The 23,514-nt window shown below is 69.9% G+C and carries 19 protein-coding genes; 11 read left to right on the top strand and 8 right to left on the bottom strand.

Annotated features, from left to right (window positions below):
• Positions 1-209 precede the first annotated feature (209 nt).
• Entirely contained in the window at positions 210-1,643 is a 1,434-nt protein-coding gene (locus tag AC1HIL_RS05780) for a sigma-54 interaction domain-containing protein (protein WP_479671349.1), read from the top strand.
• A gap of 15 nt (positions 1,644-1,658) precedes the next feature.
• Here AC1HIL_RS05780 and AC1HIL_RS05775 read toward each other — a convergent pair whose 3' ends face one another.
• Positions 1,659-2,129, bottom strand: a complete 471-nt coding sequence (locus AC1HIL_RS05775; RefSeq protein ID WP_057597137.1) for a hypothetical protein — start codon at positions 2,127-2,129, stop codon at positions 1,659-1,661.
• On the bottom strand, positions 2,126-2,914 hold the full coding sequence (locus tag AC1HIL_RS05770) for a Crp/Fnr family transcriptional regulator (protein WP_057597138.1): 789 nt from the start codon (positions 2,912-2,914) through the stop codon (positions 2,126-2,128). Before AC1HIL_RS05770 ends, AC1HIL_RS05775 begins: the two co-directional genes overlap by 4 nt.
• Before the next feature lie 85 nt (positions 2,915-2,999).
• Between AC1HIL_RS05770 and AC1HIL_RS05765 the strand changes: the two genes are divergently transcribed.
• The 7 genes from AC1HIL_RS05765 to AC1HIL_RS05735 all read left to right on the top strand — a co-directional run bounded on the left by AC1HIL_RS05765 (position 3,000) and on the right by AC1HIL_RS05735 (position 11,696).
• Complete coding sequence (locus AC1HIL_RS05765) at positions 3,000-4,973, top strand: AMP-dependent synthetase/ligase (protein ID WP_261215420.1); 1,974 nt, start codon at positions 3,000-3,002, stop codon at positions 4,971-4,973.
• Position 4,974: 1 nt separating this feature from the next.
• Complete coding sequence (locus tag AC1HIL_RS05760) at positions 4,975-5,757, top strand: ABC transporter ATP-binding protein (protein WP_057597139.1); 783 nt, start codon at positions 4,975-4,977, stop codon at positions 5,755-5,757.
• Between the two features lies 1 nt (position 5,758).
• A complete protein-coding gene (locus AC1HIL_RS05755) occupies positions 5,759-6,688 on the top strand; it encodes a branched-chain amino acid ABC transporter permease (protein WP_422099660.1) in 930 nt (309 codons plus the stop codon).
• Between the two features lie 3 nt (positions 6,689-6,691).
• Positions 6,692-7,756: a branched-chain amino acid ABC transporter permease gene (locus tag AC1HIL_RS05750; protein WP_479671348.1), complete on the top strand. Its 1,065-nt coding sequence runs from the start codon at positions 6,692-6,694 to the stop codon at positions 7,754-7,756.
• 65 nt (positions 7,757-7,821) lie between these two features.
• The gene (locus AC1HIL_RS05745) at positions 7,822-9,153 is read left to right on the top strand and encodes an ABC transporter substrate-binding protein (protein ID WP_057597142.1); all 1,332 of its coding nucleotides are present in this window, start codon (positions 7,822-7,824) and stop codon (positions 9,151-9,153) included.
• A 148-nt stretch (positions 9,154-9,301) separates the two neighbouring features.
• Positions 9,302-10,114, top strand: coding sequence for an ABC transporter ATP-binding protein (locus tag AC1HIL_RS05740; protein WP_413761750.1), 813 nt, complete (start codon positions 9,302-9,304; stop codon positions 10,112-10,114).
• Between the two features lie 334 nt (positions 10,115-10,448).
• Positions 10,449-11,696, top strand: a complete 1,248-nt coding sequence (locus AC1HIL_RS05735; protein WP_057597144.1) for a phenylacetate--CoA ligase family protein — start codon at positions 10,449-10,451, stop codon at positions 11,694-11,696.
• On the opposite strand, the gene AC1HIL_RS05730 is transcribed toward AC1HIL_RS05735, so the two are convergent.
• Positions 11,687-12,724, bottom strand: a complete 1,038-nt coding sequence (locus AC1HIL_RS05730; RefSeq protein ID WP_413761751.1) for a hypothetical protein — start codon at positions 12,722-12,724, stop codon at positions 11,687-11,689. The genes AC1HIL_RS05735 and AC1HIL_RS05730 overlap by 10 nt on opposite strands.
• Before the next feature lie 79 nt (positions 12,725-12,803).
• The gene (locus AC1HIL_RS05725) at positions 12,804-13,916 is read right to left on the bottom strand and encodes a citrate synthase/methylcitrate synthase (protein WP_261215412.1); all 1,113 of its coding nucleotides are present in this window, start codon (positions 13,914-13,916) and stop codon (positions 12,804-12,806) included.
• Between the two features lie 83 nt (positions 13,917-13,999).
• On the opposite strand from AC1HIL_RS05725, the gene AC1HIL_RS05720 reads away from it, so the two are divergent.
• Positions 14,000-15,166: a citrate synthase gene (locus AC1HIL_RS05720; RefSeq protein WP_479671347.1), complete on the top strand. Its 1,167-nt coding sequence runs from the start codon at positions 14,000-14,002 to the stop codon at positions 15,164-15,166.
• 9 nt (positions 15,167-15,175) lie between these two features.
• Here the strand turns inward: AC1HIL_RS05720 and AC1HIL_RS05715 are convergent, their stop codons facing one another.
• The 3 genes from AC1HIL_RS05715 to AC1HIL_RS05705 all read right to left on the bottom strand — a co-directional run bounded on the left by AC1HIL_RS05715 (position 15,176) and on the right by AC1HIL_RS05705 (position 18,644).
• The gene (locus AC1HIL_RS05715) at positions 15,176-15,754 is read right to left on the bottom strand and encodes a type 1 glutamine amidotransferase domain-containing protein (RefSeq protein WP_479671346.1); all 579 of its coding nucleotides are present in this window, start codon (positions 15,752-15,754) and stop codon (positions 15,176-15,178) included.
• Positions 15,755-15,879: 125 nt separating this feature from the next.
• On the bottom strand, positions 15,880-17,346 hold the full coding sequence (locus AC1HIL_RS05710) for an NAD-dependent succinate-semialdehyde dehydrogenase (RefSeq protein WP_057597704.1): 1,467 nt from the start codon (positions 17,344-17,346) through the stop codon (positions 15,880-15,882).
• Positions 17,347-17,462: 116 nt separating this feature from the next.
• Complete coding sequence (locus AC1HIL_RS05705) at positions 17,463-18,644, bottom strand: M48 family metalloprotease (RefSeq protein ID WP_479671345.1); 1,182 nt, start codon at positions 18,642-18,644, stop codon at positions 17,463-17,465.
• Positions 18,645-18,907: 263 nt separating this feature from the next.
• On the opposite strand from AC1HIL_RS05705, the gene AC1HIL_RS05700 reads away from it, so the two are divergent.
• Positions 18,908-19,885, top strand: coding sequence for a tripartite tricarboxylate transporter substrate-binding protein (locus AC1HIL_RS05700; RefSeq protein ID WP_057597706.1), 978 nt, complete (start codon positions 18,908-18,910; stop codon positions 19,883-19,885).
• A gap of 83 nt (positions 19,886-19,968) precedes the next feature.
• Here AC1HIL_RS05700 and AC1HIL_RS05695 read toward each other — a convergent pair whose 3' ends face one another.
• Positions 19,969-22,098, bottom strand: coding sequence for a carboxypeptidase-like regulatory domain-containing protein (locus AC1HIL_RS05695; RefSeq protein WP_479671344.1), 2,130 nt, complete (start codon positions 22,096-22,098; stop codon positions 19,969-19,971).
• A gap of 188 nt (positions 22,099-22,286) precedes the next feature.
• Between AC1HIL_RS05695 and AC1HIL_RS05690 the strand changes: the two genes are divergently transcribed.
• Positions 22,287-23,270 carry a response regulator transcription factor gene (locus tag AC1HIL_RS05690; protein WP_479671343.1) on the top strand — a complete coding sequence of 328 codons (984 nt, stop codon included), beginning with the start codon at positions 22,287-22,289 and terminating at the stop codon, positions 23,268-23,270.
• Positions 23,271-23,514 lie beyond the last annotated feature (244 nt).

The raw sequence follows: 23,514 nt of genomic DNA, 5'->3' as shown, positions 1-23,514 counted from the left end.
GACACTGCGCCCCTCGCCGAGGGACGCGCTTTTCACTCGGGCGCTTCGTACAAACCCGCATGCGGCACGCCCGCGGAATACCGTGCGAGCAATGTCCAATAGTGTTCAAGCCACTGCACACAACGTCCAACAACTGGACAGCGATTCGGAGCCACTACAGTCGTTGCGCGCGCGGTGGGCATTCGCACCGCGAACCAAGGGAGTCAGCCATGCTGCAGATCAAGGGAGACCAGGCCTTCGACCTGGCGAGCATCCGGGGCCAGGCCCTGCAGTCCTTCTTCGAGCTCTTCGGCCAGCTCGCCGAGGGCGCCTTCGTGGTCGACCGCGACAGCAAGGTCATCTGGGCCAATGCGCGCTACCTGGCCTTCATCGGCCTGGAGCCCGACCGGCCGGTGGTCGGCCAGCACATCTCGACGGTGGTGCCCACGACCCGCATGCCCGAGGTGGTCGAGACCGGCCGCTCGATCCCGTTCGACGTGATCGAGGTCAACAACCGCTGGGCCGTGGTGTCGCGCTTTCCGATCAAGAACGACGAGCAGGAGGTCATCGGCGGCTTCTGCTTCGTGCTGTTCGACGAGATCGATCCGCTGCGGCCGATGCTCGCGCGCATCCAGCAGCTGCAGAGCGAGCTCGAGCGCACGCGCTCGAAGCTCAACCAGCTGCGCCGCACGAAGTACGAGTTCAGCCACTTCGTCGGCTCGAGCCCGCAAGCCGCGCAGGTGCGGCGCAGCGCGCGGCAGGTGGCGGCCACCGACTCGACGGTGCTGCTGCTCGGCGAGACCGGCACGGGCAAGGAGATGGTCGCGCAGGGCATCCATGCGGCCTCGCGGCGCGCGCGGCAGAACTTCATCGGCGTCAACGTGGCGGCCATTCCCGAGGAACTGATGGAGGCCGAGTTCTTCGGCTCCGCGCCGGGCGCCTACACCGGCGCCCATCCCAAGGGCCGCACCGGCAAGATGATGCTGGCCGACAAAGGCACCTTGTTCCTCGACGAGATCGGCGACATGCCGATGCGCATCCAGGTCAAGCTGCTGCGCGCGCTGCAGGAGCGCGAGATCGAGCCGATCGGCGGCAACACCGTGATCCCGCTCGACCTGCGCGTGATCGCGGCCACCAGCCGCGACCTCCGGCAACTGGTCGAGACCGGCCAGTTCCGCGCCGACCTCTACTACCGCCTGAGCGTGGTGCCGATCCAGATCCCGCCGCTGCGCGAGCGGCTCGAGGACCTGCCCGAGCTGGTCGACCTGCTGCTGGCCGAGCTCTGCGCCACGCTCGGCATGCGCGAGAAGGACGTCGCGCCCGACGCGCTGGCGCGGCTCGCGCGCTTCGGCTGGCCCGGCAACGTGCGCGAGCTGCGCAACGTGCTCGAGCGCGCCTGCGTGGTGTCTGGCGATGCCTCGGAGCTGCGCGCCGAGCACATGCTGCTCAACGACGGCGCGCGGCCGGCCGCGGTTGCTGCGTCGACCGCGACGGTGGCCCCGGCGCGCCACGACCTGCACGCCGCCGTGAACGAGACCGAGCAGAAGGCCTTGCTCAATGCGCTGCAGGAGACCAGGGGCAACAAGCTGCTCGCGGCCCGCCTGCTCGGCATCAGCCGCTCGACGCTCTACAACAAGCTCAAGCAGATGGCGCTCGAGCGCTAGCGGTTCCGCGCGCGCTCAGCCGCCGCGGAACTGGCCGCGCAGGAAGTTGCGGTGCCGCGCGATGTGCCCCATCTGCGCGGGCGCGATCGTGCCGCCCAGGTCGTTCTCGTCCGCGCCGTTGAGCACCGCGTTCGCATGCGCGAGCGCGCGCGCCACGATCTCCTGTTCGCTCACGCCGAGCTGCGCGCCCAGGTCCAGCGCCACGCGCCGCATCGCGCGCTGCGACAGCATCCACATCGCGCCGAAGCGATCCCACGCGAGCGCGGACTCGCCGGCCTTCTCGTGCTCGGCGAGGATGTCCTTGAGCGGCTTGGCGAGCAGCGCGTCCATCGCCTCGAGCCGCTCGCTCAGCGCGGCATTGCGCTCGGCCAGCTGCTCGGGCGTGGGGCCCGGCTCCTCGGCCTTGGGCGCGGGCGGCGGCGGTGGCACGAAGCCGGCCACGTCGGCATCGGCGGGAACGATCTGGAGTTGGTCTTGCAGGCTCATGATTTCTTTCCGTGGCCGGTGTCTGTGGAGGAAGCCTTGCGGCTCGTCATCGCCGTCGCGCGCAGCCCGGGCAGGTCGAGCACGCGCAGGCCGCCGTACTCGACGCGGATCAGGCCCTGCGCCGACAGCCCGTTGAGCGCCTCGTTCACGCGCTGGCGCGACAGGCCCACGAGGTAGGCCAGTTCCTGCTGCGTGATGCGCAGCACCTCGCCCACGCCCGGATAAAGCACCGGGTTGAACAGCGAGACCAGGTTGCGCGCCACGCGCGCGTCGGGGTTGTTGAGGCGATCGATCTCGAGCGCGGCGATGAACTGGCCCAGGCGCTCGTTGAGCTGGTTCATCACGAAACGGTTGAAGCCGATCGAATGGTCGAGCAGCCAGTGGAAGCTCTCGATCGGCAGGCCCGCGACGAGGCTGCGCCGCAGCGCCTGGATGTTGTAGCGGTAGGGTTCGCGCTTCATCACCGTGCCCTCGCCAAACCAGCCGCCGGGCGGCACGCCGGTGTAGGTGACCGAGCCGCCGTCGGCGTTGTCGTTGCTCATCTTGAGCAGGCCCTCGACCACGCCGAACCAGTAGGTGGGCGAACGCCCCACGCGGCACACGAGATCGCCGACCTCGGCCTCGCCGACCACCAGCGCGGCCTCGGCGCGGCGGCGCTCGGGCGCGGTGAGCGTGAGCAGCCAGGGGATGCCCTCGAGCTCGGCCGCGTTGGGCGGACGCACGCGGTCCTTGATCGAACTGCCCGCGGCGAGGGGGAGGTTGAGCGAGGGGCTGCCGTTCGGCATCGGGAAACTCCGGGGAGTAGTGTCCCTAGGATTGTCGTTGGAACGACAACTCGGCGTCAAAGTGCGGCCCTACGATCCGCGCACCGTGCAAACAAACGCCCTCACCTTTCCCCGCCTGCTGCTTGCGCATGCGCAAGCGCAGCCCGAGTCGCCCGCGGTGCGGGAGAAGGACCTCGGCATCTGGCAGACCTGGACCTGGCGCGCCGTGGCGCAGGAAGTGCGCGAGATCGCGTGCGGCCTCGCGAGCCTGGGCTTCCAATCCTTCGACAACCTCGCGATCGTCGGCGCCAACCGGCCGCACCTCTACATGGCGGTGGTCGCGGCGCAGAGCCTGCGCGGCGTGCCGGTGCCGCTGTACCAGGACGCGGTGGCCAACGAGATGGTGTTCATGCTCGACGACGCGGCCATCGACTTCGTGGTGGTCGAGGACCAGGAGCAGGTCGACAAGCTGCTCGAGTGCCGCGACCTGCAGGCCGAGCGCGTGGCACGCGGCGAGGGCCGCCAGGGCATCCGCCACATCGTCTACGACGACCCGAAGGGCCTGCGCCACTACGACCAGCCCGGCCTGATCAGCTACGACCGGCTGCGCGAACTCGGCCGCGCCTACGACCAGGCGCACCCCGGCGTGTTCGACGCCGCGGTGGCCAGCGGCGAGGCCACCGACGTGGGCGTGATCCTCTACACCTCGGGCACCACCGGCCGCCCCAAGGGCGTGTGCCAGACGCATGCGAGCTTCATCGCGGCGGGCCGCGGCGGCGTGGAGACCGACAGGCTCGGCCCCGGCGACAACATCATGAGCTACCTGCCGATGGCCTGGGTCGGCGACCACCTGTTCTCGGTGGCGCAGTGGCTGGTGGGCGGCTTCACGCTCAACTGCCCCGAGTCGGCCGCCACGGTGATGAACGACATGCGCGAGATCGGCCCGAGCTACTACTTCGGCCCGCCGCGCACCTTCGAGGGCCTGCTCACCGCGGTGTCGATCCGCATGGAGGACGCGGCCGCTCCGAAGCGCTGGCTCTATGCGAAGTTCATGGCGCTCGCGCAGCGCGTGGGCGCCGACATCCTCAACGGCCAGCCCGTGGGCGCCGGCGACCGGCTGCTGTACGGCCTGGGCAACCTGCTGGTCTACGGGCCGCTGCGCAACGTGCTGGGCATGAGCCGCATCCGCGTGGCCTACACCGCGGGCGCGGCGATCGGGCCCGACCTGTTCCGCTTCTACCGCTCGATCGGCGTCAACCTCAAGCAGTTCTACGGCCAGACCGAGACCTGCGCCTATGTCTGCCTGCAGCAGGACGGCAAGGTCAAGCTGCAGACCGTGGGCACGGCCGCGCCGGGCATCGAGCTCAAGATCGCCGACGACGGCGAGGTGCTGGTGCGCGGCGTTTCGGTGCTCAAGGAGTACTACAAGCGCCCCGACGCCACCGCGGAGGTGCTCGATGCCAACGGCTACTTCCACACCGGCGACGCCGGCGTGCTCGACAGCGAGGGCCACCTGCGCATCATCGACCGCGCCAAGGACGTGGGGCGGCTCGCGGGCGGCGCGATGTTCGCGCCCAACTACATCGAGAACAAGCTCAAGTTCTTCCCGCAGATCAAGGAAGCCGTGTGCTTCGGCCATGCGCGCGACGAGGTCAGCGCCTTCGTCAACATCGACTTCGAGGCCGTGGGCAACTGGGCCGAGCGCCGCGGCCTGGCCTATGGCGGCTACGTCGACCTGGCCGGCAAGCCCGAGGTGCTGGCGCTGATCGCCGAGTGCCTGGGCAAGGTCAATGCCGACCTGGCGGCGGAAGCCGGCATGGGCGAGACGCAGATCGCGCGCTTCCTGGTGCTGCACAAGGAGCTCGACCCCGACGACGACGAGCTGACCCGCACGCGCAAGGTGCGCCGCGGCTTCATCGCCGAGAAATACGCGGTGCTGGTCGAGGCGCTCTATGGCGGCAAGACCGAGCAGTTCATCGAGACCCAGGTGAAGTTCGAGGACGGCCGCACCGGCGCGGTGAGCGCGACCCTGAAGATCGTCGAGGCGAAGCGCTTCCCCGGCATGGCAAAGGCGGCCTGACATGGCAAGAAAAACCGGCGACGTCATCCTGGACGTGCAGAACATCTCCCTGAGCTTCGGCGGCGTGAAGGCGCTGACGGACATCAGCTTCAACGTGCGCGAGCACGAGGTACGGGCCATCATCGGGCCCAACGGCGCGGGCAAGAGCTCGATGCTCAACTGCATCAACGGCGTGTACTGGCCCCAGCAGGGCTCGATCACCTTCCGCGGCCAGACCTTCAAGCACATGAACTCGCGCCAGGTGGCCGAGATGGGCGTGGCGCGCACCTTCCAGAACCTCGCGCTGTTCAAGGGCATGAGCGTGCTCGACAACATCATGACGGGGCGCAACCTCAAGATGAAGAGCGGCCTGCTCGCGCAGGCGCTGCGCTGGGGCCCGGCCGAGCGCGAGGAGCTCAAGCAGCGCGAGTTCGTCGAGCACATCATCGACTTCCTCGAGATCCAGGCGCACCGCAAGACGCCGGTGGGCCGCCTGCCCTACGGCCTGCAGAAGCGCGTGGACCTGGGGCGCGCGCTCGCGATGGAGCCGCAGGTGCTGCTGCTCGACGAGCCGATGGCCGGCATGAACGTGGAGGAGAAGCAGGACATGAGCCGCTTCATCCTCGACGTGAACGACGAGTTCGGCACCACCATCGTGCTGATCGAGCACGACATGGGCGTGGTGATGGACATCTCCGACCGCGTGGTGGTGCTCGACTACGGCAAGAAGATCGGCGACGGCACGCCCGACGAAGTGCGCAACAACGAAGACGTGATCCGGGCGTACCTGGGCGTGGAGCATTGATATGGGCTTTTTCCTAGAAACCCTCTTCGGCGGCCTGATGGTAGGCATGCTCTATTCGCTGATAGCGATCGGCTTCGTGCTGATCTACAAGGCCTCGGGCGTCTTCAACTTCGCGCAGGGCGCGATGGTGCTGTTCGCGGCGCTCGCGATGGCGCGCTTCGCCGAATGGATCCCGCAGTGGCTGGGCTTCCAGAGCCTGATCCTCGCGAACATCCTGGCCTTCGTCGCGGCGATGGCGATCATGGTGGTGGTGGCCTGGCTGATCGAGCGGCTCGCGCTCAGCAAGCTGGTGAACCAGGAAGGCATCACGCTCTTGATGGCCACGCTGGGCATCGCCTACTTCCTCGACGGCCTGGGCCAGACGCTGTTCGGCAACGACATCTACAAGATCGACGTCGGCATGCCGAAGGAACCGCTGATGGTGCTCGAGAGCACCTTCCAGGGCGGCCTGCTGCTGAGCCAGGAGGACCTGATCGCGGCGCTGGTGGCGGCGGCGCTGGTGGTGGTGCTCGCGATCTTCTTCCAGAAGACCGCCACCGGCCGCGCGCTGCGTGCCGTGGCCGACGACCACCAGGCGGCGCAGTCGATCGGCATTCCGCTCAACCGCATCTGGGTGATCGTGTGGTCGGTGGCCGGCTTCTCGGCACTGGTGGCCGGGATCATCTGGGGCTCCAAGCTCGGCGTGCAGTTCTCGCTCTCGCTGGTGGCGCTCAAGGCACTGCCGGTGGTGATCCTCGGCGGCCTGACCTCGATCCCGGGCGCGATCATCGGCGGCCTTTTGATCGGCGTGGGCGAGAAGCTCTCGGAGATCTACCTCGGGCCGATGCTCGGCGGCGGCATCGAGATCTGGTTCGCCTATGTGCTGGCGCTCGTGTTCCTGCTGGTACGGCCGCAGGGGTTGTTCGGCGAGAAGATCATCGATCGGGTCTGAGACATGTTCTATAGAGAAAACGGCCAGTTCAAGTCGACCTACCGCGCCGACCAGCAGATCTTCCCGATCCTGCAGGACCGCGTGGCGATCATCGCGCTGCTCGCGGTGGCCTTCATCGCGGTGCCGCTCGGCGTGTCGGACTACTGGATGCGCGCCATCCTCACGCCCTTCCTGATCCTGTCGCTCGCGGCCATCGGACTCAACGTGCTGGTGGGCTACTGCGGCCAGATTTCGCTGGGCACCGGCGCCTTCATGGCAGTGGGCGCCTACGCGGCCTACAACTTCCACGTGCGCATCGACGGCATGCCGCTGATCGCCTCGCTGCTGCTGGGCGGCCTGTGCGCCACGGTGATCGGCGTGCTGTTCGGCATTCCGAGCCTGCGCATCAAGGGGCTGTACCTCGCGGTGGCCACGCTGGCGGCGCAGTTCTTCACCGACTGGGCCTTCCTGCGCATCCAGTGGTTCACCAACAACTCGTCGTCGGGTTCGGTCAGCGTGGCGGGCCTCAACGTGTTCGGCATCCCGATCGAGTCGCCGGTGCAGAAGTACCTGTTCTGCCTGGCGCTGGTGGTGATCTTCGCGCTGCTCGCGAAGAACCTGGTGCGCAGCGCGATCGGCCGCGAATGGATGGCGATGCGCGACATGGACGTGGCGGCCGCGGTGATCGGCATCCGCCCGGTCTACGCCAAGCTCACGGCCTTCGCGGTCAGCAGCTTCATCGTCGGCGTGGCCGGCGCGCTGTGGGGCTTCGTGCACCTGGGGGCCTGGGAGCCGGCCGCCTTCAGCATCGACCGCTCGTTCCAGCTGCTGTTCATGGTGATCATCGGCGGCCTCGGCTCGATCATGGGCTGTTTCTTCGGCGCCGCCTTCATCGTGCTGCTGCCGCTGCTGCTGAACCAGCTGCCGGGCTGGCTGGGCTTCTCGATCTCGACCGCGCTGGCCTCGCACCTCGAATACATGATCTTCGGCGCGCTCATCGTGTTCTTCCTGATCGTGGAGCCGCACGGCCTCGCGCGGCTGTGGTCCACGGCCAAGGAGAAGCTGCGGCTGTGGCCCTTCCCCCATTGAGCTTTCCAGGCGTTTTTTCGGCGTTGACAACCCGGCACCGCGGTGCCCCCAAGAAGGAGACAGGCATGAAACTGAAATCGCTCGCTCTGACCGCCGCCCTGGTGGCCGGCACCCTCGGCACCGCGCTGGCGCCCTCGCTCGCGCAGGCTCAGGCCAAGGAGCAGTTCTTCCCGCTGCTGGTCTATCGCACCGGCCCCTACGCGCCCAACGGCACGCCCTGGGCCAACGGCAAGCAGGACTACATCAAGCTGGTCAATGCGCAAGGCGGCATCAACGGCGTGAAGATCTCCTACGAAGAGTGCGAGACCGGCTACGCCACCGACAAGGGCGTGGAATGCTACGAGCGCCTCAAGGGCCGCCCGGGCGTCGCGCTGTTCGACCCGCAGGCCACCGGCATCACCTTCGCGCTGACCGACAAGGTGCTGACCGACAAGATCCCGCTGATCACGCTGGGCTACGGCCTCGCGGCCTCGCAGGACGGCGGCGTGTTCAAGTGGAACTTCCCGCTGATGGGCAGCTACTGGACCGCGGCCGACATCCTGATCCAGCACATCGGCAAGAAGGAAGGCGGCCTCGACAAGCTCAAGGGCAAGAAGATCGCGCTGGTCTATCACGACTCGCCGTTCGGCAAGGAACCGATCCCGCTGCTGCAGGAGCGCGCGAAGCAGAACGGCTTCGAGCTCTCGCTGATCCCCGTGACCGCGCCCGGCGTCGAGCAGAAGTCCGCCTGGCTGCAGGTGCGCCAGCAGCGTCCCGACTACGTGCTGCTGTGGGGCTGGGGCGTGATGAACTCCACCGCGCTGAAGGAAGCCGTGGCCACGGGCTACCCGCGCGAGAAGATGTACGGCGTGTGGTGGGCCGGCGCCGAGCCCGACGTGAAGGACGTGGGCGCGAATGCCAAGGGCTACAACGCGCTGGCGCTCAACACCTCGGGCACGCAGCCCAAGGTGATCCAGGACATCCTCAAGCAGGTGCACGAGAAGGGCCAGGGCACGGGTCCGAAGGACGAGGTGGGCTCGGTCCTCTACACGCGCGGCGTGATCATCCAGATGCTGTCGGTCGAGGCCGTGCGCCGCGCGCAGGAGCGCTTCGGCAAGGGCAAGGTCATGACCGGCGAGCAGGTGCGCTGGGGCTTCGAGAACCTCGCGCTCGACCAGAAGAAGCTCGACGCACTGGGCTTCTCGGGCGTGATGCGTCCGGTGAGCACCTCGTGCCAGGACCACATCGGCTCGACCTGGGCGCGCGTCCACACCTGGGATGGCGCGCAGTGGGGCGGCATGTCGGACTGGTACCAGGCCGACGAGCAGATCATCAAGCCGATGGCGAAGGCTGCGGCCGACAAGTACGCCACCGAGAAGAAGCTCACGCGCCGCGACGCGGCCGACTGCCAGAGCTGACGCTCTGGCAAGTGCCACCGGTCGACGGCACTCTCCCTCTACCCCCTCCCGCCAGGCGGAAGGGGGCCTGCCTCCCCTGCGTGGGAGGCGGCATCCGCAAGCGCAGCGTCTCGTTCCACGTGCGCTTGCGGATGTCCGAAAGAACACCATGAGCCAACCCAACATCCTTCTCGACGTCAACGGCATCGAGGTCATCTACAACCACGTGATCCTGGTGCTCAAGGGCGTGTCGCTGACCGTGCCCGAGGGCGGGATCGTGGCGCTGCTGGGCGGCAACGGCGCGGGCAAGACGACGACGCTGCGCGCGGTGAGCAACCTGCTCGCGGGCGAGCGCGGCGCGGTCACCAAGGGCACGATCGAATTGCGCGGCGAGCGCATCGAGGCGCTGTCGCCGGCCGAGCTGGTCAAGCGCGGGCTGATCCAGGTGATGGAAGGCCGCCACTGCTTCGCGCACCTGACCATCGAGGAGAACCTGATGACGGGCGCCTACACGCGCACCGACGGCAAGGCCGCGGTGCAGCAGACGCTCGAGAAGGTCTATGCCTACTTCCCGCGCCTGAAGACGCGGCGCACCTCGCAGGCGGCCTACACCTCGGGTGGCGAGCAGCAGATGTGCGCGATCGGCCGCGCGCTGATGGCAAACCCGACGATGGTGCTGCTCGACGAGCCCTCGATGGGCCTGGCGCCGCAGATCGTGGAGGAGGTGTTCGAGATCGTGAAGGACCTCAACACCAAGGAACGCGTGACCTTCCTGCTGGCCGAGCAGAACACCAACATGGCGCTGCGCTACGCCGACTACGGCTACATCCTCGAGAACGGCCGCATCGTGATGGACGGCGCGGCGCAGAGCCTGCGCGAGAACGAGGACGTGAAGGAGTTCTACCTCGGCGTGGGTGGGGCGGATCGCAAGAGCTTCCGGGATGTGAAGAGCTACAAGCGGCGCAAGAGGTGGCTGGCTTGATGTGTTTGCCTACTGCTTGCGTGTGGGGACGGGCTCGCGCCGATGGGGTACTCCCCTCCGCGAATGTCCCCCGCCTTCGGCTCCTCCTTTATTTCGCTGCGGGGAGTACCCCATCGACGCGAGCCGGGACGCAATCGTTGTTGAACCGCCGGCACCACCGCAGCGCCCACGTGCACAGGGCAGTGGGTGCTTCCCGCAGCGAAATCAAGGAGGAGGCCGAAGGGCGGGGGACATTCGCGGAGGGAAGTACCCGCTGTCCTGTGCACGCGCCCCGGACGCCCCTCTCGAAGCAAGACAGCAGAAATCCGAATTGAACAGATTGAAGGGTACGGACATGACCGACCACTACGACGCACTAGAGATCCGCGACCCTGCCGAACGCGAACGCGACCTGCTGGCCGCGCTGCCCCGACAGATCACCCAGGCCCAGACCGCCGCGCCCGCCCTCTCGAAGATCCTCGACGGCATCAAGGCCGCCGACGTCACCACGCGCGAGGCCCTCGCGAAACTACCGGTCACGCGCAAGTCGGAACTGCTCGAACTGCAGAAGCAAGGCCGCGAGAACGACCCCTTCGGTGGCTTCTCGGCCATTGCGCGCGGCACCCGCATGCCGCGCGTGTTCGCGAGCCCCGGCACCATCTACGAACCCGAGGGCGAGGCGCGCGACTACTGGCGCACCGCGCGCGCGCTGCATGCCGCGGGCTTTCGCAGCGGCGAGCTGATCCACAACAGCTTCAGCTACCACATGACACCGGCCGGCTCCATCATGGAGAGCGGCGCGCGCGCCGTCGGCTGCACCGTGTTCGCGGGCGGCACCGGCCAGACCGAACAGCAGCTCGAGGCCATGGTCGACCTCAAGCCCGAAGGCTATGCCGGCACGCCAAGCTTCCTCAAGATCCTGCTCGAGAAGGCCGAGGAGAAGGGCCAGAAGCTGCCCTGGCTCACCAAGGCCCTGGTCTCGGGCGAGGCCTTTCCGCCGAGCCTGCACGACTGGATCGCCGCGCGCGGCGTGAAGGGCACCCAGTGCTACGCCACCGCCGACCTCGGCCTCATCGCCTACGAGACCAGCGCGCGCGAAGGCCTGGTGCTCGACGAGGGCGTGCTGGTCGAGATCGTGCGCCCCGGCACCGGCGACCCCGTGCCCGACGGCGAGGTCGGCGAGATCGTCGTGACCACCTTCAACCCCGACTATCCGCTGGTGCGCTTCGGCACCGGCGACCTCTCGGCCGTGCTCGCGGGCACCTGCCCCACGGGCCGCACGAACAAGCGCATCAAGGGCTGGCTCGGCCGCGCCGACCAGACCACCAAGGTGCGCGGCATGTTCGTGCATCCCTCGCAGGTGGCCGACATCGCGCGGCGCTTTCCCGAGATCCAGCGCGCGCGGCTCGTCGTGTCGGGAGAGATGGGCGACGACCAGATGAACTTCCGGCTCGAATGCGCGGGCGCGCCCGAAGGCCTGGTGGTGCGCATCGCGGAGGCCGTGCGCGAGGTGACCAAGCTGCGCGGCACCATCGAGCTGGTGGCGCCCGGCAGCCTGCCGAACGACGGCAAGGTGATCGAGGACGCGCGCAGCTACAAGTAGCGCCGGTACAACCGGCGCGTCATCGCGCGCGCCAGCAGCACCGTGAGCGCCGCGTAGAGCGCGATCAGCACGACCATGAAGCCGGCCATCGCGCCGATGCCCTGCAGCGCCTGGACCGCGCCCACCGCGAGCGCGAACCAGAGGAACGCGAAGGCGATGCAGCCCAGTTGCACCAGCACGAAGCTCAGCAGCGCGGCCGACACCGCGCGGAACGGGCGCACCGGCCACAGGCCCGGGCGCGTGCCCAGCCAGCCGCCCCAGACCGCGAGCGCGCAGGCCACGACCGGAGGCAGGGCCCAGGTCAACAGCAACGCCCAGGGCCCGCCGTCCTGCGAGGCGCCGGCCCAGCGCGCCGCCGCGAGCGCGCTCCAGACCTGCAGCGACGCGAACAACGCCCCCACCAGCAGCGCCACCGCCGCGCGCGGCGAGGCACCGGCCGGCACCGTCGAGACTTCATCGGGCGCGCGCGCATCGAGCGCCTCGGCCGCCGCCGAGCGGCTGCGGCGCAACGCGAAGCGCGCCGCGAGCCAGAGGCCCAGCACCAGCACCGCGAGCTGCACCAGCGACTGCAGCAGTGCCGCGAGTCCCAGGCTCAGGCGCGGCATCGCTCCGCCCAGCGCCTCGGCATAGCGGCCGCCCGGCATGAACATCAGCTGCAGCTCGTAGAACAGCGGCGTGAGCGCGAGGTGGTTGAGCACCAGCACCAGCAGCCAGGCCCCGCCGAAACGCAGCCGCGCGCCGCCCGACAGCGCCACCCGCGGCACGCCCAGCCGCTCGAGCGCCTGGCGGCCATGGCTCCAGGCCAGGCCGCCGATCAACGCCCACGACATCGCCGTGCTCGCCACCAGCAGGATCCACACGCCGGCCTGCGCGTAGGCGCGGCGGATCTGCGCCGCATCGTCGGTGCCCGGCAGCAGCAGCATCGCCATGTTGACCGCGAGCAGCACGGCATCGAGGCCGACCGCGATCAGCGCGAAGTCGCGCGGCAGGCGCAGCGCGCGGGCATGGGCGGGGTCGGCGGTCGTCATCGGTCGGTACGTCGTGTCGCGGGAAATGGAAGACAGTCGCCACGAGCGTATCGGAGGACGGCGGGACCGCCGTGTAGGCTCAGTGCGCGAGTGCGGGTTCCCGCGCGGCGGGTTCGGGCCCCACGTAGACCGACTGCGGCCGGATCAGCCGCCCCTTCTGCACCTGCTCGCGCGCATGCGCGAGCCAGCCCGCGGTGCGACCGGCCGCGAACACGCAGGTGAAGCTCTCGCGGCCGAAGCCCAGCGCCTCGAGCAACAGCGCCGTGTAGAACTCGACATTGGTCTCGAGCGGCCGGTCGGGTTTCTTCTCGCGCAGGATCGCGAGCGCGGCCTGCTCCGCGGCCTCGGCCAGCGCGAAGCGCGCGGCATCGACCCCGCCCTCGGCGCTGAGCCGCTTCAGCGCGCCCTTGAGCGCATCGGCGCGCGGATCGCGCACGCGGTAGATGCGGTGGCCGAAGCCCATCAGGCGCTGGCCCTCGGCCACGGCCGCCTCGAGCCAGGCGCGCGCATGGGCTGCGCTGCCGATGGCGTCGAGCGCATCGAGCACCGGCCCGGGCGCGCCGCCATGCAGCGGCCCCTTGAGCGCGCTGATGCCCGCGAGCACCGCCGAGGCCAGGCCCGCGCCGGTGGAGGCCACCACGCGCGCCGCGAAGGTCGAGGCATTGAGGCCGTGGTCGCAGACGGTGACGAGGTAGGTGTCGAGCGCCGCCGCCTGCGCCGCCGTGGGCGCGCGGCCATGCAGCATGCGCAGCATGTCGGCCGCGTGGCCCAGGCCTTCGTCGGGTGCGAGCGCCGGCACGCCGAGCCGCCAGCGCATCACCGCGCCCGTATAGACCGCCGGGCCCGCCAGCAGGCGCAGCGCGGTCGCGAGGTCGTCGCCGTCGGGCAACCGCGCGAGCAGCGCGCGCACGGCCTCGATCGGCGGCAGGCGGCGCAGCTGCGCCTCGTCGCCGGGCTGCAGCCGTTCGAAGGCCTCGCGCCGCGCGCGCCCCAGCGCGACGCGCAGGCTGGCGGCATCGGGCGCGCGTTCGAAGAAGCCCTCGAACAGCGCGGCCGCCACGTCCTCGAACTGCCAGCGGCGCGCGATCTCGTCGAGCGTGTGGCCGCGGATCACCAGCCGGCCCGCCGCGCCATCCACCTCCGACAGCACGGTGTGCGCCGCCACCACGCCTTCGAGTCCATCGTCGTTCATCGTTTCATGCTCCATTCGTGTTCACGATGCGGACGATTCTGGCGCCGCTAACATTGACGTCAATCTTGATCCATTCCATCAACATGACCCGCTCCTCGCCCTGGCTTCCCGCCGCCGAAGCGCTCGCCCTGATGCAGGTGCGGCCCCAGACGCTCTATGCCGGCGTGAGCCGCGGCCGCATCCGCGCCAAGCCCGATGCCGCCGACCCGCGGCGCAGCCTCTACCACCGCGACGACGTGCAGCGGCTCGCGGCGCGCGCGCAGGGGCGGCGCAGCAGCGAGGCGGTGGCGAGCGAGGCGATCCAGTGGGGCGAGCCGGTGCTGCCCTCGGCCGTGTCGACCGTGGCCGGCGGGCGGCTCTGGTACCGCGGGCAGGATGCCTGCGCGCTGTCGATCGGGGCCACGCTCGAGGACGTGGCGGGCCTGCTGTGGGAATGCGCGCCGCCGCGCCTGTCTGCCGATGAAGCCGAAGCGCGCGACGGCATGCCGCCGCTGCAGGCGGGCCTGCGCGCGCTCGCGCTGCGCGCGGCGATCGACCCGCCCTCGCGCGGCCGCTCGCCGCAGGCCTTGCGCGCCGAGGCCGCCGAGGTGGTGGGCACGCTGGCCGATGCGCTGATCGGCAAGGTGCCGGCGAGCGCCGCCGCGCAGCCGCTGCATGCGCGCCTCGCCGCGGCCTGGCGCCGCCCGCGCGCGGCAGCGCAATTGCGTCGTGCGCTGGTGCTGCTGGCCGACCACGAGCTCAATGCCTCGACCTTCGCGGCGCGCGTCACGGCCTCCACCGGCGCCTCGCTCGCGGCCTGCCTGCTGACCGGCCTCGCGACCCTGACCGGCCCGCTGCACGGCGGCGCGGCGCGCGCCGTGCAGGCGCTGGTGCGGCAAGCCGAGCAGTCGAGCGCCGACGCGGCCGCGCGCGAGTGGCTCGCGCACGACCGGCCGCTCGCGGCTTTCGGTCATCCGCTCTATCCGGCCGGCGATGTGCGCTGCGCCGCGCTGCTCGAGGAGCTCGAACTGCCGCCGGCCTTCGCGGCGCTGCGCGAGGCCGGCGAGCGCCTCGTGGGCGAGCCCGTCAACATCGACTTCGCGCTGGCCGCGCTCGCGGCCGTGCACAAGCTGCCGGCCGATGCGCCGCTGGTGCTGTTCGCGCTCGCGCGCAGCGTGGGCTGGACCGCGCACGTGCTCGAGCAGGCGGCCACGGGCCACCTGATACGGCCGCGGGCGCGCTACACGGGGCCGGCCGTCGCGCAGGACTGAAGCGCGGACTCAGTGGTGCTGCAGCGCCGCCTCGTGCGCCAGCTCGAACAAGCGCACCATCTCGCGATTGAAGGCCGGCAGGTCGTCGGGCTTGCGGCTGGTCACGAGCTCGTGGTCGACCACGACCTCCTGGTCGCTCCAGCGCGCGCCCGCGTTGCGCAGGTCGGCGCGCAGCGAGGGCCACGAGGTCATGCGCCGGTCCTTCACGCCGCCGGCATCGATCAGGGTCCAGGGTCCGTGGCAGATCGCCGCGATCGGCTTGCCGGCCTCGACGAAGGCGCGCACGAACGCGACCGCCTTCTCGTCGATGCGCAGGGCATCGGGATTGACGACGCCGCCGGGCAGCAGCAGCGCATCGAAGTCGCCGGGGTTCGCGGTCTTGAGCGGCACGTCGACCTCGAAGGTGTCGGCCGGATCGTGGTGCTTCCAGCCGCGCACGCTGCCGTCGAGCGGCGAGACGACCTGCGTCTTAGCGCCCGCGGCCTCCAGCGCCTTGCGCGGCTCGGTCATCTCGACCTGCTCGAAGCCGTCCGAGACGAGGATCGCGACCGTCATTCCGTCCAGTGAAGAGGTGGTGATGGTGGGCATGGTGAATCACTCCTTGGGTGGGTTTCTCGAGGCAATGAAACTTCACCCTAGGCCCGTGCCGCGCATGCCGCATCGGCCGGCGCCGGCCGCCGTTGTCGGACAGTTCGACGGCCGGCAACCTCCGCTTACTTGTCGAGGCCCGCGAGACAGACGTACTTGACCTCGAGGAAATCGTCGAGCCCGTACTTCGAGCCCTCGCGCCCCAGCCCCGACTGCTTGACGCCGCCGAACGGCGCCTCGGCGGTCGACACCAGGCCGGTGTTGACGCCCACGATGCCCGACTCCAGCGACTCGGCCACGCGCATGATGCGGCCGATGTCGCGGCTGTAGAAGTACGCGGCGAGGCCGAACTCGGTGTCGTTGGCCGCGGCGACGGCCTCCTCCTCGGTGTCGAAGGCGAAGATCGGCGCCAGCGGGCCGAAGGTCTCCTCGCGCGCGAACAGCATGTCGGCGGTGGCGCCGCCGATCACGGTGGGTTCGTAGAACAGGCCGCCGAGCGCATGGCGCTTGCCGCCGGCCAGCACCTGCGCGCCCTTGGCCACGGCGTCGGCCACGTGCTCCTCGATCTTCTCGACCGCCTTGGCATCGATCAGCGGGCCCTGGTTGACGCCGGCCTCGGTGCCGTCGCCGACCTTGAGCGCCTGGACCCTGGCCACCAGCTTCTGCGTGAAGGCCTCGAGCACGCCGCGCTGCACGTAGAGGCGGTTGGCGCAGACGCAGGTCTGGCCGGTGTTGCGGTACTTCGACACCATCGCGCCCTCGACGGCCGCGTCGATGTCGGCATCGTCGAACACGATGAAGGGCGCGTTGCCGCCGAGCTCGAGCGAGAGCTTCTTGATGGTGTCGGCCGACTGCTTCATCAGCGTGCGGCCGACCTCGGTGGAGCCGGTGAAGGTGAGCTTGCGCACGATCGGGCTGCGCGTCATCTCGCCGCCGATCTTGCTGGCCGAGCCGGTGAGCACCGACAGCAGGCCCTTGGGCACGCCCGCGCGCTCGGCCAGTTCGGCGAAGGCCAGCGCCGAGTACGGCGTCTGCGTGGCGGGCTTGACCACCATCGCGCAACCCGCGGCCAGCGCGGGGCCGGCCTTGCGCGTGAGCATGGCGGCCGGGAAGTTCCAGGGCGTGATGGCGGCCGTCACGCCCACGGGCTGCTTGAGCGCGAGGATGCGGCGGTCGGCCTGCGGCGCGGGAATGGTGTCGCCGTAGACGCGGCGCGCCTCCTCGGCGAACCACTCGATGAACGAGGCGGCGTAGGCGATCTCGCCGCGGCTCTCGGCCAGCGGCTTGCCCTGCTCGGTGGTCATGATCAACGCGAGGTCGTCGACGTTGGCCAGCATCAGGTCGTTGAGCTTGCGCAGGATCGCCGAGCGCTCCTTGGCGGGCAGCCGGGCCCAGCCCTTCTGGGCCTTCTCGGCGGCCGCGATGGCGCGCTCGGTCTCGGCCGTGCCGCACATCGGCACGGTGCCGATGGTCTCGCCGTTGGCGGGGTTGGTCACCGCGACGGTGGTGCCGTCGTCGGCATCGATCCAGGCGCCGGCAACGTAGGCCTGCTGGCGCAGCAGGGTCGGGTCTTTGAGTCGAAGGGCGGGCATCGGGCAGGGTCTCCGGGTCGTCGTTGCTGAAAGGGAAAACGACGAGGGGACCACGCCCGGGCCCGGGCCGCAAGCCGTGCGCGCCAAATCCGCGCGTGCGGCTCGGGTTTGAAGACCTACTTGCAGCTCGCGGGCAGGGCCTTCTCGGCCAGGCCCTCGCCGGCGCCGCAGGTCCAGCGCAGGCCGTCGCCGGCGGGCGCGGGCTCCATCAGCAGCGTGCCGCGCGCGGTCTGCACCTCGACCACCATGGTGTCGCTGTCGAGCCGCAGCGCGGTGCCGTCGGGCAGGGTCTCGCTCAGCCCCGCGGCCTCGAGGCTCTCGGGGATCTCCTCCTTCTCGCGGTAGTACTCGGCGAGCGCGAGGCGCACCGGCGCGCCGTTGGCCCAGGCCTGCGCGACCACCGCGCGCGACTGGTAGTCCTGGTAGGCGGGGAGTGCCACCGCGGCCAGGATGCCGATCACGGCCACCGTCACCAGGATGCCGAGCGCGCCGCCGCCGGCGCGCCCCGCGTAGGGCACGAACAGGCCCAGCAGGTAGGCCGCGGGATTGCGCTCGGGCAGGCGCGCGGCCGGATCGATGGCGCGCGCCACGCGCTTGGTGAGCCAGGGGTAGCCGCCGACCACCTCGTGGAACGAGCCCCAGAAGCCGGCATTGGCGCGCGACTGCGCCGCATAGGCGTTCATGTCGACGTTGCGCCACTGGTGCGCGCCGGCGGCCAGCGCCAGCAGCGCGCGCGGCGCGGAGTCGAGCTGCTCGCAGCAGGCGGCGCCGTGCAGGTCGCAGGTGTATTCCTTGGCGCGCGCATAGGCCGCGCCCAGCAGCGGCAGCCACAGCACCGGCGCGCGCCAGAAATGGCCCGTGAGGTGCTTGCGCCGGATGTGGCCGAGCTCGTGGCCGATGTAGAAGTTGATGCCGTCGGGCTGCGGCTCCATGGCGTCGACCACGTCCGACAGCAGGATCACGAAGTCGCGCCCGAGGAAGCGGGTGGCGAAGGCGTTGAACATGCCGTCGCCGTGCAGCAGGTAGGCCTCGGGCGGCTTGGCGATGCCCAGGCGCGCGCAGCAGGCCTCGAAGCGCGCGTTGAGCTCGGGCAGCTGGGTCGGCGAGAGCTTCACGCCGGTGCCCTTGATCCAGGCGATCAGCGCCGAGTGCGCGAAGCAGTAGCCGATGAAACCCATCAGCAGGTAGAGCAGCAGGATGCCGAAGGTGCCCACCAGCAGGGCCAGCCAGACCAGCAGGCCGAGCACGAGCGTGATCGCGCCGAGCGTGCGCTCGCGCGGATAGACCAGAGGATCCATGTGTGTTTTCCCTTCTTTTGTCGCGGCCCGGCGGGCCGCACCGTCGTTGCGGCATGCGCGCCCCCCATGGCGCGTCTCCCAGGGAAACATCATGCCCGAGCCACGCGGCGCGACGGTGGCACCCCTCCTTCCGCAGGAGCCGCCGCCCGCCTTGCCATGTGGACTAGGGCTTGTGGGGATTCGTCAGCGCATGGTCAGCCTTTAAGATCGCGCCCGCTTTCAATTTCCCTTCATTCCTTTTTCCTCTTCCGGGGGTCCTCTCCATGAAAAAACTGCTAGCCCTGACGGCGATCGCCGCTGTTGCCATCGGCGCCCACGCCCAGGACTACCCGAGCGGCAAGCCCATCAGCATCGTGGTGCCCTTCGCCGCCGGCGGCCCCACCGACCGCGTCGCGCGCGACCTGGCCGAGGCGCTGCGCAAGCCGCTGGGCGGCGCCAGCGTGGTGATCGACAACGTGCCCGGCGCGGGCAGCTCGATCGGCGCGGCCAAGGTGGCGCGCGCGGCACCGGACGGCTACACGCTGCTGCTCAACCACATCGCGATGTCGACCATCCCGACGCTGGTGCGCAACGTGCCGTTCAAGGTCGAGAGCGACTTCGAGTACCTGGGCATCATCAACGACGTGCCGATGACGCTGATCGCCAAGCCCAGCCTGCCGGCCAACAACTACAAGGAACTGACCGACTGGATCGCCGCCAACAAGGGCAAGATCAACCTCGGCAACGCGGGCGTGGGCTCGGCCTCGCACCTGTGCGGCCTGCTTTACCAGAGCGCGATGAAGACCGAGATGACGCCCGTGCCCTACAAGGGAACGGCTCCGGCCATCACCGACCTGATCGGCGGCCAGATCGACCTGCTGTGCGACCAGACCACGAACACCTCGCCGCAGATCGAGGGCAAGAAGGTCAAGGCCTATGCCGTGACCACGCCCAAGCGCCTGACGGTGCCGCTGCTCAAGGACCTGCCCACGCTGCAGGAGTCGGGCCTGAAGGACTTCCAGGTCACGATCTGGCACGGCCTCTACGCGCCCAAGGGCACGCCGGCACCGGTGCTCAAGAAGATCAACGATGCGCTGAAGGTCGCGCTCAAGGACCCCGACTTCCTGAAGAAGGAAGAAGCGCTGGGCGCCGTGGTCGCGGTCGACGGTCGCATCGAGCCCGATGGCCACAAGAAGTTCGTGCAGGCCGAGATCGCCAAGTGGAGCCCGATCATCAAGGCCGCCGGCGTCTACGCCGACTGAGCGCCGATCGCTTCGCAGAAACAGAAAAGCCGCCTGGCCCTTCGCGGGGCCAGGCGGCTTTTTCATGGCCGCTCGCGCGCCCGTCAGGGCTGGGTCACGGTCCAGAGCTCGAAGCTGCGGCGCTGGTCGACCAGGCGCGGCGTGCGCGCGCTGAACACGAAGTTGCTGATCGAGGTGCCCTGCGCGTACTGGCGGTTGCTGCCGGTGCCCGGCGCGCAGTGGGTGTCCTGGGCGCCCGAGGGCTGGCAGTAGGCGATCACCTTGCGCAGGTTGGAGCGCAGCGTCACGTTCTCGCTGTAGCGCGCGGTGTTGCCCGGCGCGCGGCCGAAGATGCCCAGCGAGATCGGCGCATAGGCACCGGAGGGAACGCTCCAGCCGTCGGTGTTGCCGGCGGCGCTGAAGTCCACGTTGTTGGACGAGGGGTCGTTGGGATCGATGGCCGGGAACACCAGGCCGCGGCCGGTGTTGCGGGTCTCCTCGAGCAGTTCGGCGCGCAGCGCCGGCGTGAGCTCGACCAGCGCGGCCGCGCGCGCCTCGGCGATCGTCGGCACGCGCGAGAAGGTGCGCGCGTACTGGACCACGTTGGGCCGCTCGGGGTCGACATGGAAGAACTCGAGGCGCCACACGGCCTGGTCGGGCAGCGCGGCGAGCTGAGCGTCGGTGAAGGCCGGTGCGGCGAACAGGTTGCCGCTGTCGATGTCGGACGGACTGCCGACCTGCGTGGCGTCGCGGTACTGCGCCGCCATGCGCCACACGGGCGAAGCCAGCGGCGTGCCGCCCTGCGAGCCGTCGGCCGTGAGCACCAGCGTGGTGATGCTGCCGTTGGGCACCAGCACCAGCGAGCGGCCCGGCAGCGCGGTCGAGGTCGCCACCACCTTCGAGAACAGCGGGTTGCCCTGCGCGTCGCGCCGGTTGTCGACGCTGACGGTGTAGCCGACCGAATGGAACACCAGGTTCTGGTGCTTGAGGAAGTCCTTCATGTCCAGGTGCGGCCGCACGCTGGCGCGGTAGGCGTTCTCGTTGCCGACCAGCTTGAGCGCGCCGCCGACGATGCGCGCGTTGAAGACGTCGTTGTCGGTGTTGCCCAGCACGTCGGTCCAGCGGTAGGTGAGCGCGACATCGCCGTTGGCGTAGAAGTACTCGAAGTTGCCGCGGTCGTGCTTGAGGTTGGTCGGGCCGGCGCGGAACAGGCTCTCGAAGGAACGGCGCGCGCCGCTCTCGACGCGGCCGATGCGCGCGCCGAACGAGACGAAGTTGGCCGGGTCGTCGCCCACGAACAGCGTGCGGCAGGCCGGAGCGACCACGTTCGAGGCGTCGCCGTAGGCATTGCCGTCGCCGTTGACGGTGCTGTTCACGCGCTGCGCGAGCGGCAGCGCATAGCAGGCGTTGAGGCGCTCGAGCAGCGCCTGCACCATCTGCGGCGTGGGCGGCTGCTGCACGGCCTCGGCGGCGATCGCGGGCAAGGGTTCGATCCGCGCATCGCCGCTGCGGAACACCAGCGACACCGGCGCGCTGTCCTCGCCGGCCGGCAGCGACTTGACGGTGATCTCGATGCTCGCGGCGCTGCCGTCGGGGCGCACCGAGACGCTCAGGGTGTCGAGCACGCGGTCCTGGCCGGTGCCGTCGGCGCTGAAGGCGCCGCCGATCGGATCGATGGTGGTGCCCAGCGCGCTCAGCAGCGGCTGCAGCGCATCGAGCAGCTGCTTGACCTGCGCGCCGATCGTGCCGGCCGTGACCGCGCCGGCGTTGGCCTGCACCGCCTCGAGCAGCTTCGCGGGATCGCCGCCGGGCGCGAGCCGCGACACCACCACGGTGGTCAGCGGCGTGACGTTGGCGGTGCCGGTGGCGCTGCTCGCGGTGGTGCTGTAGAGCACGAGGTCGTCGCGCACCGCCTGGATCACCAGCGGCGCCTTGGTGCCAGCGGGCAGCGTGCAGCTGTAGCGGCCGTCGTCTCCGGTGCGGACCTCGCAGACCTTGGCGCCGGTCTGGTCGAACACGGTGAGCGCGGCGCCCGCGAAGGGCGCGCCGGTGGCGGCCGTGCCGCTGAGCGTGGTGGTGGATGCGGCCGGCGGCGTGGTGCCGCCGCCGGAAGAGGAGGGCGGGATGAAGCCGAAGCCACCGCCGCCGCCCCCACCACCGCCGCCGCAGGCGGCGAGCAGCGCGAGGGTCATCGCGGACAGGGCCAGGGGGATTCTTCGCACGGGCAGGGACATGGTCGAGCTCCTCTCTCTCTTGGTGTTGTCGGGGTTGGGATGGATCGGCTCCGGTGAATCCGGAGACTGCGGAAACGATATCTTTCGTTTTCGCTCGGCGAATGGTGCAAATGCACCATTCACACATCCCGCGCCCTCCCCTGAACGGGTGATGCGTGAGCGGCGACAGCTTCCGAAGATCGAACCCGATGAGTACTCCCGGGCTACAAGATTTCAGCGGGCTCCTGCTGCGGCTGTACCGACACGCGCACGAACTGCCGATCGACGACTTCCAGGACGCGGCGCTGCAGCTGATCAAGCCGGTGCTGCCCTTCGACTCCTGCATGTGGGGCACGGCCTCGCGCGGCACGGCCGGCATCGACATCCACACGCTGCACCTGCACAACCAGTCGATGGAGATGATCGAGAGCTACGAGCGCGTGAAGCACCTCGACACCGCGGCCGCCGAGGTCGCGCGCCGCCCGCGCACCACGCTGGCCTTCAATGCCGACGCCTGGTTCTCGGGCCGGCACCAGGGCGCGCTGCGCGAGCACGGCCGGCGCCACGAGCAGGCCAACTTCTTCATCACCTCGGACGTGCATGCCGCGAGCGGGCTGGTGCACTGGATCACGCTGTTCCGCGCCGACGCCGAGGCCCATGGCACGCCCGAGGAGACGCAGCTGCTGTCGGCGCTGGCGCCGCATGCGATGCAGGCGCTGTCGCTCAACCGCATCGTGCACCTCGACCGGCTCGAGGCCCCGCTGGGCGGCACGCCCGGCGGCTCGGCCATCGGCGATCTGCACGGCGTGCTCTACCACGCCGACAGCGCCTTCGAGGAACTGCTGCGCCGCGAATGGCCGGGCTGGCACGGCCGCACGCTGCCCGGCGCGATGCTCGAGGCCTTCCTGCAGGGGCAGCCGCGCTATGCGGGCCGCGCCCTCGTCGCGAGCCACCACGTCGAGCAGCGGCTGCTGTTCCTCAAGTGCCGCGCGCGCTGCCGCGCCGACGACCTGACGCCGCGCGAGCACACCATCGCGCAGCTGGTGGCGCGCGGCAACACGCACAAGGAGATCGCGGCCATGCTGCACCGCGCGCCGGCCACGGTGCGCAACCACATCCAGTCGATCTACGAGAAGCTCGAGGTCGGGAACGTGGCGGGGTTGATTCAGGAGCTGGGCCGCGCGGGCGGGTGAGTGTTCGGTACGAGGTGCGTCCACGGGCCGTGGCGGGCTCACGCCAATGGGGTACTCCCCTCCGCGAATGTCCCCCGCCTTCGGCTCCTCCTTTATTTCGCTACGGGGAGTACCCCATCGACGTGAGCCGGGACGCAATCGTCGTGCTCCGCCGGCACCACCGCAGCGTCTCCCGTGCACAGGGTATCGGGTGCTTCCCGCAGCGAAATAAAGGAGGAGCCCGAAGGGCGGGGGACATTCGCGG

This window comes from Variovorax sp. ISS6 (assembly GCF_056523145.1).
The sequence above is the reverse complement of the archived record's forward strand: the minus strand, read 5'-3'. Positions and strand labels throughout refer to the sequence as shown.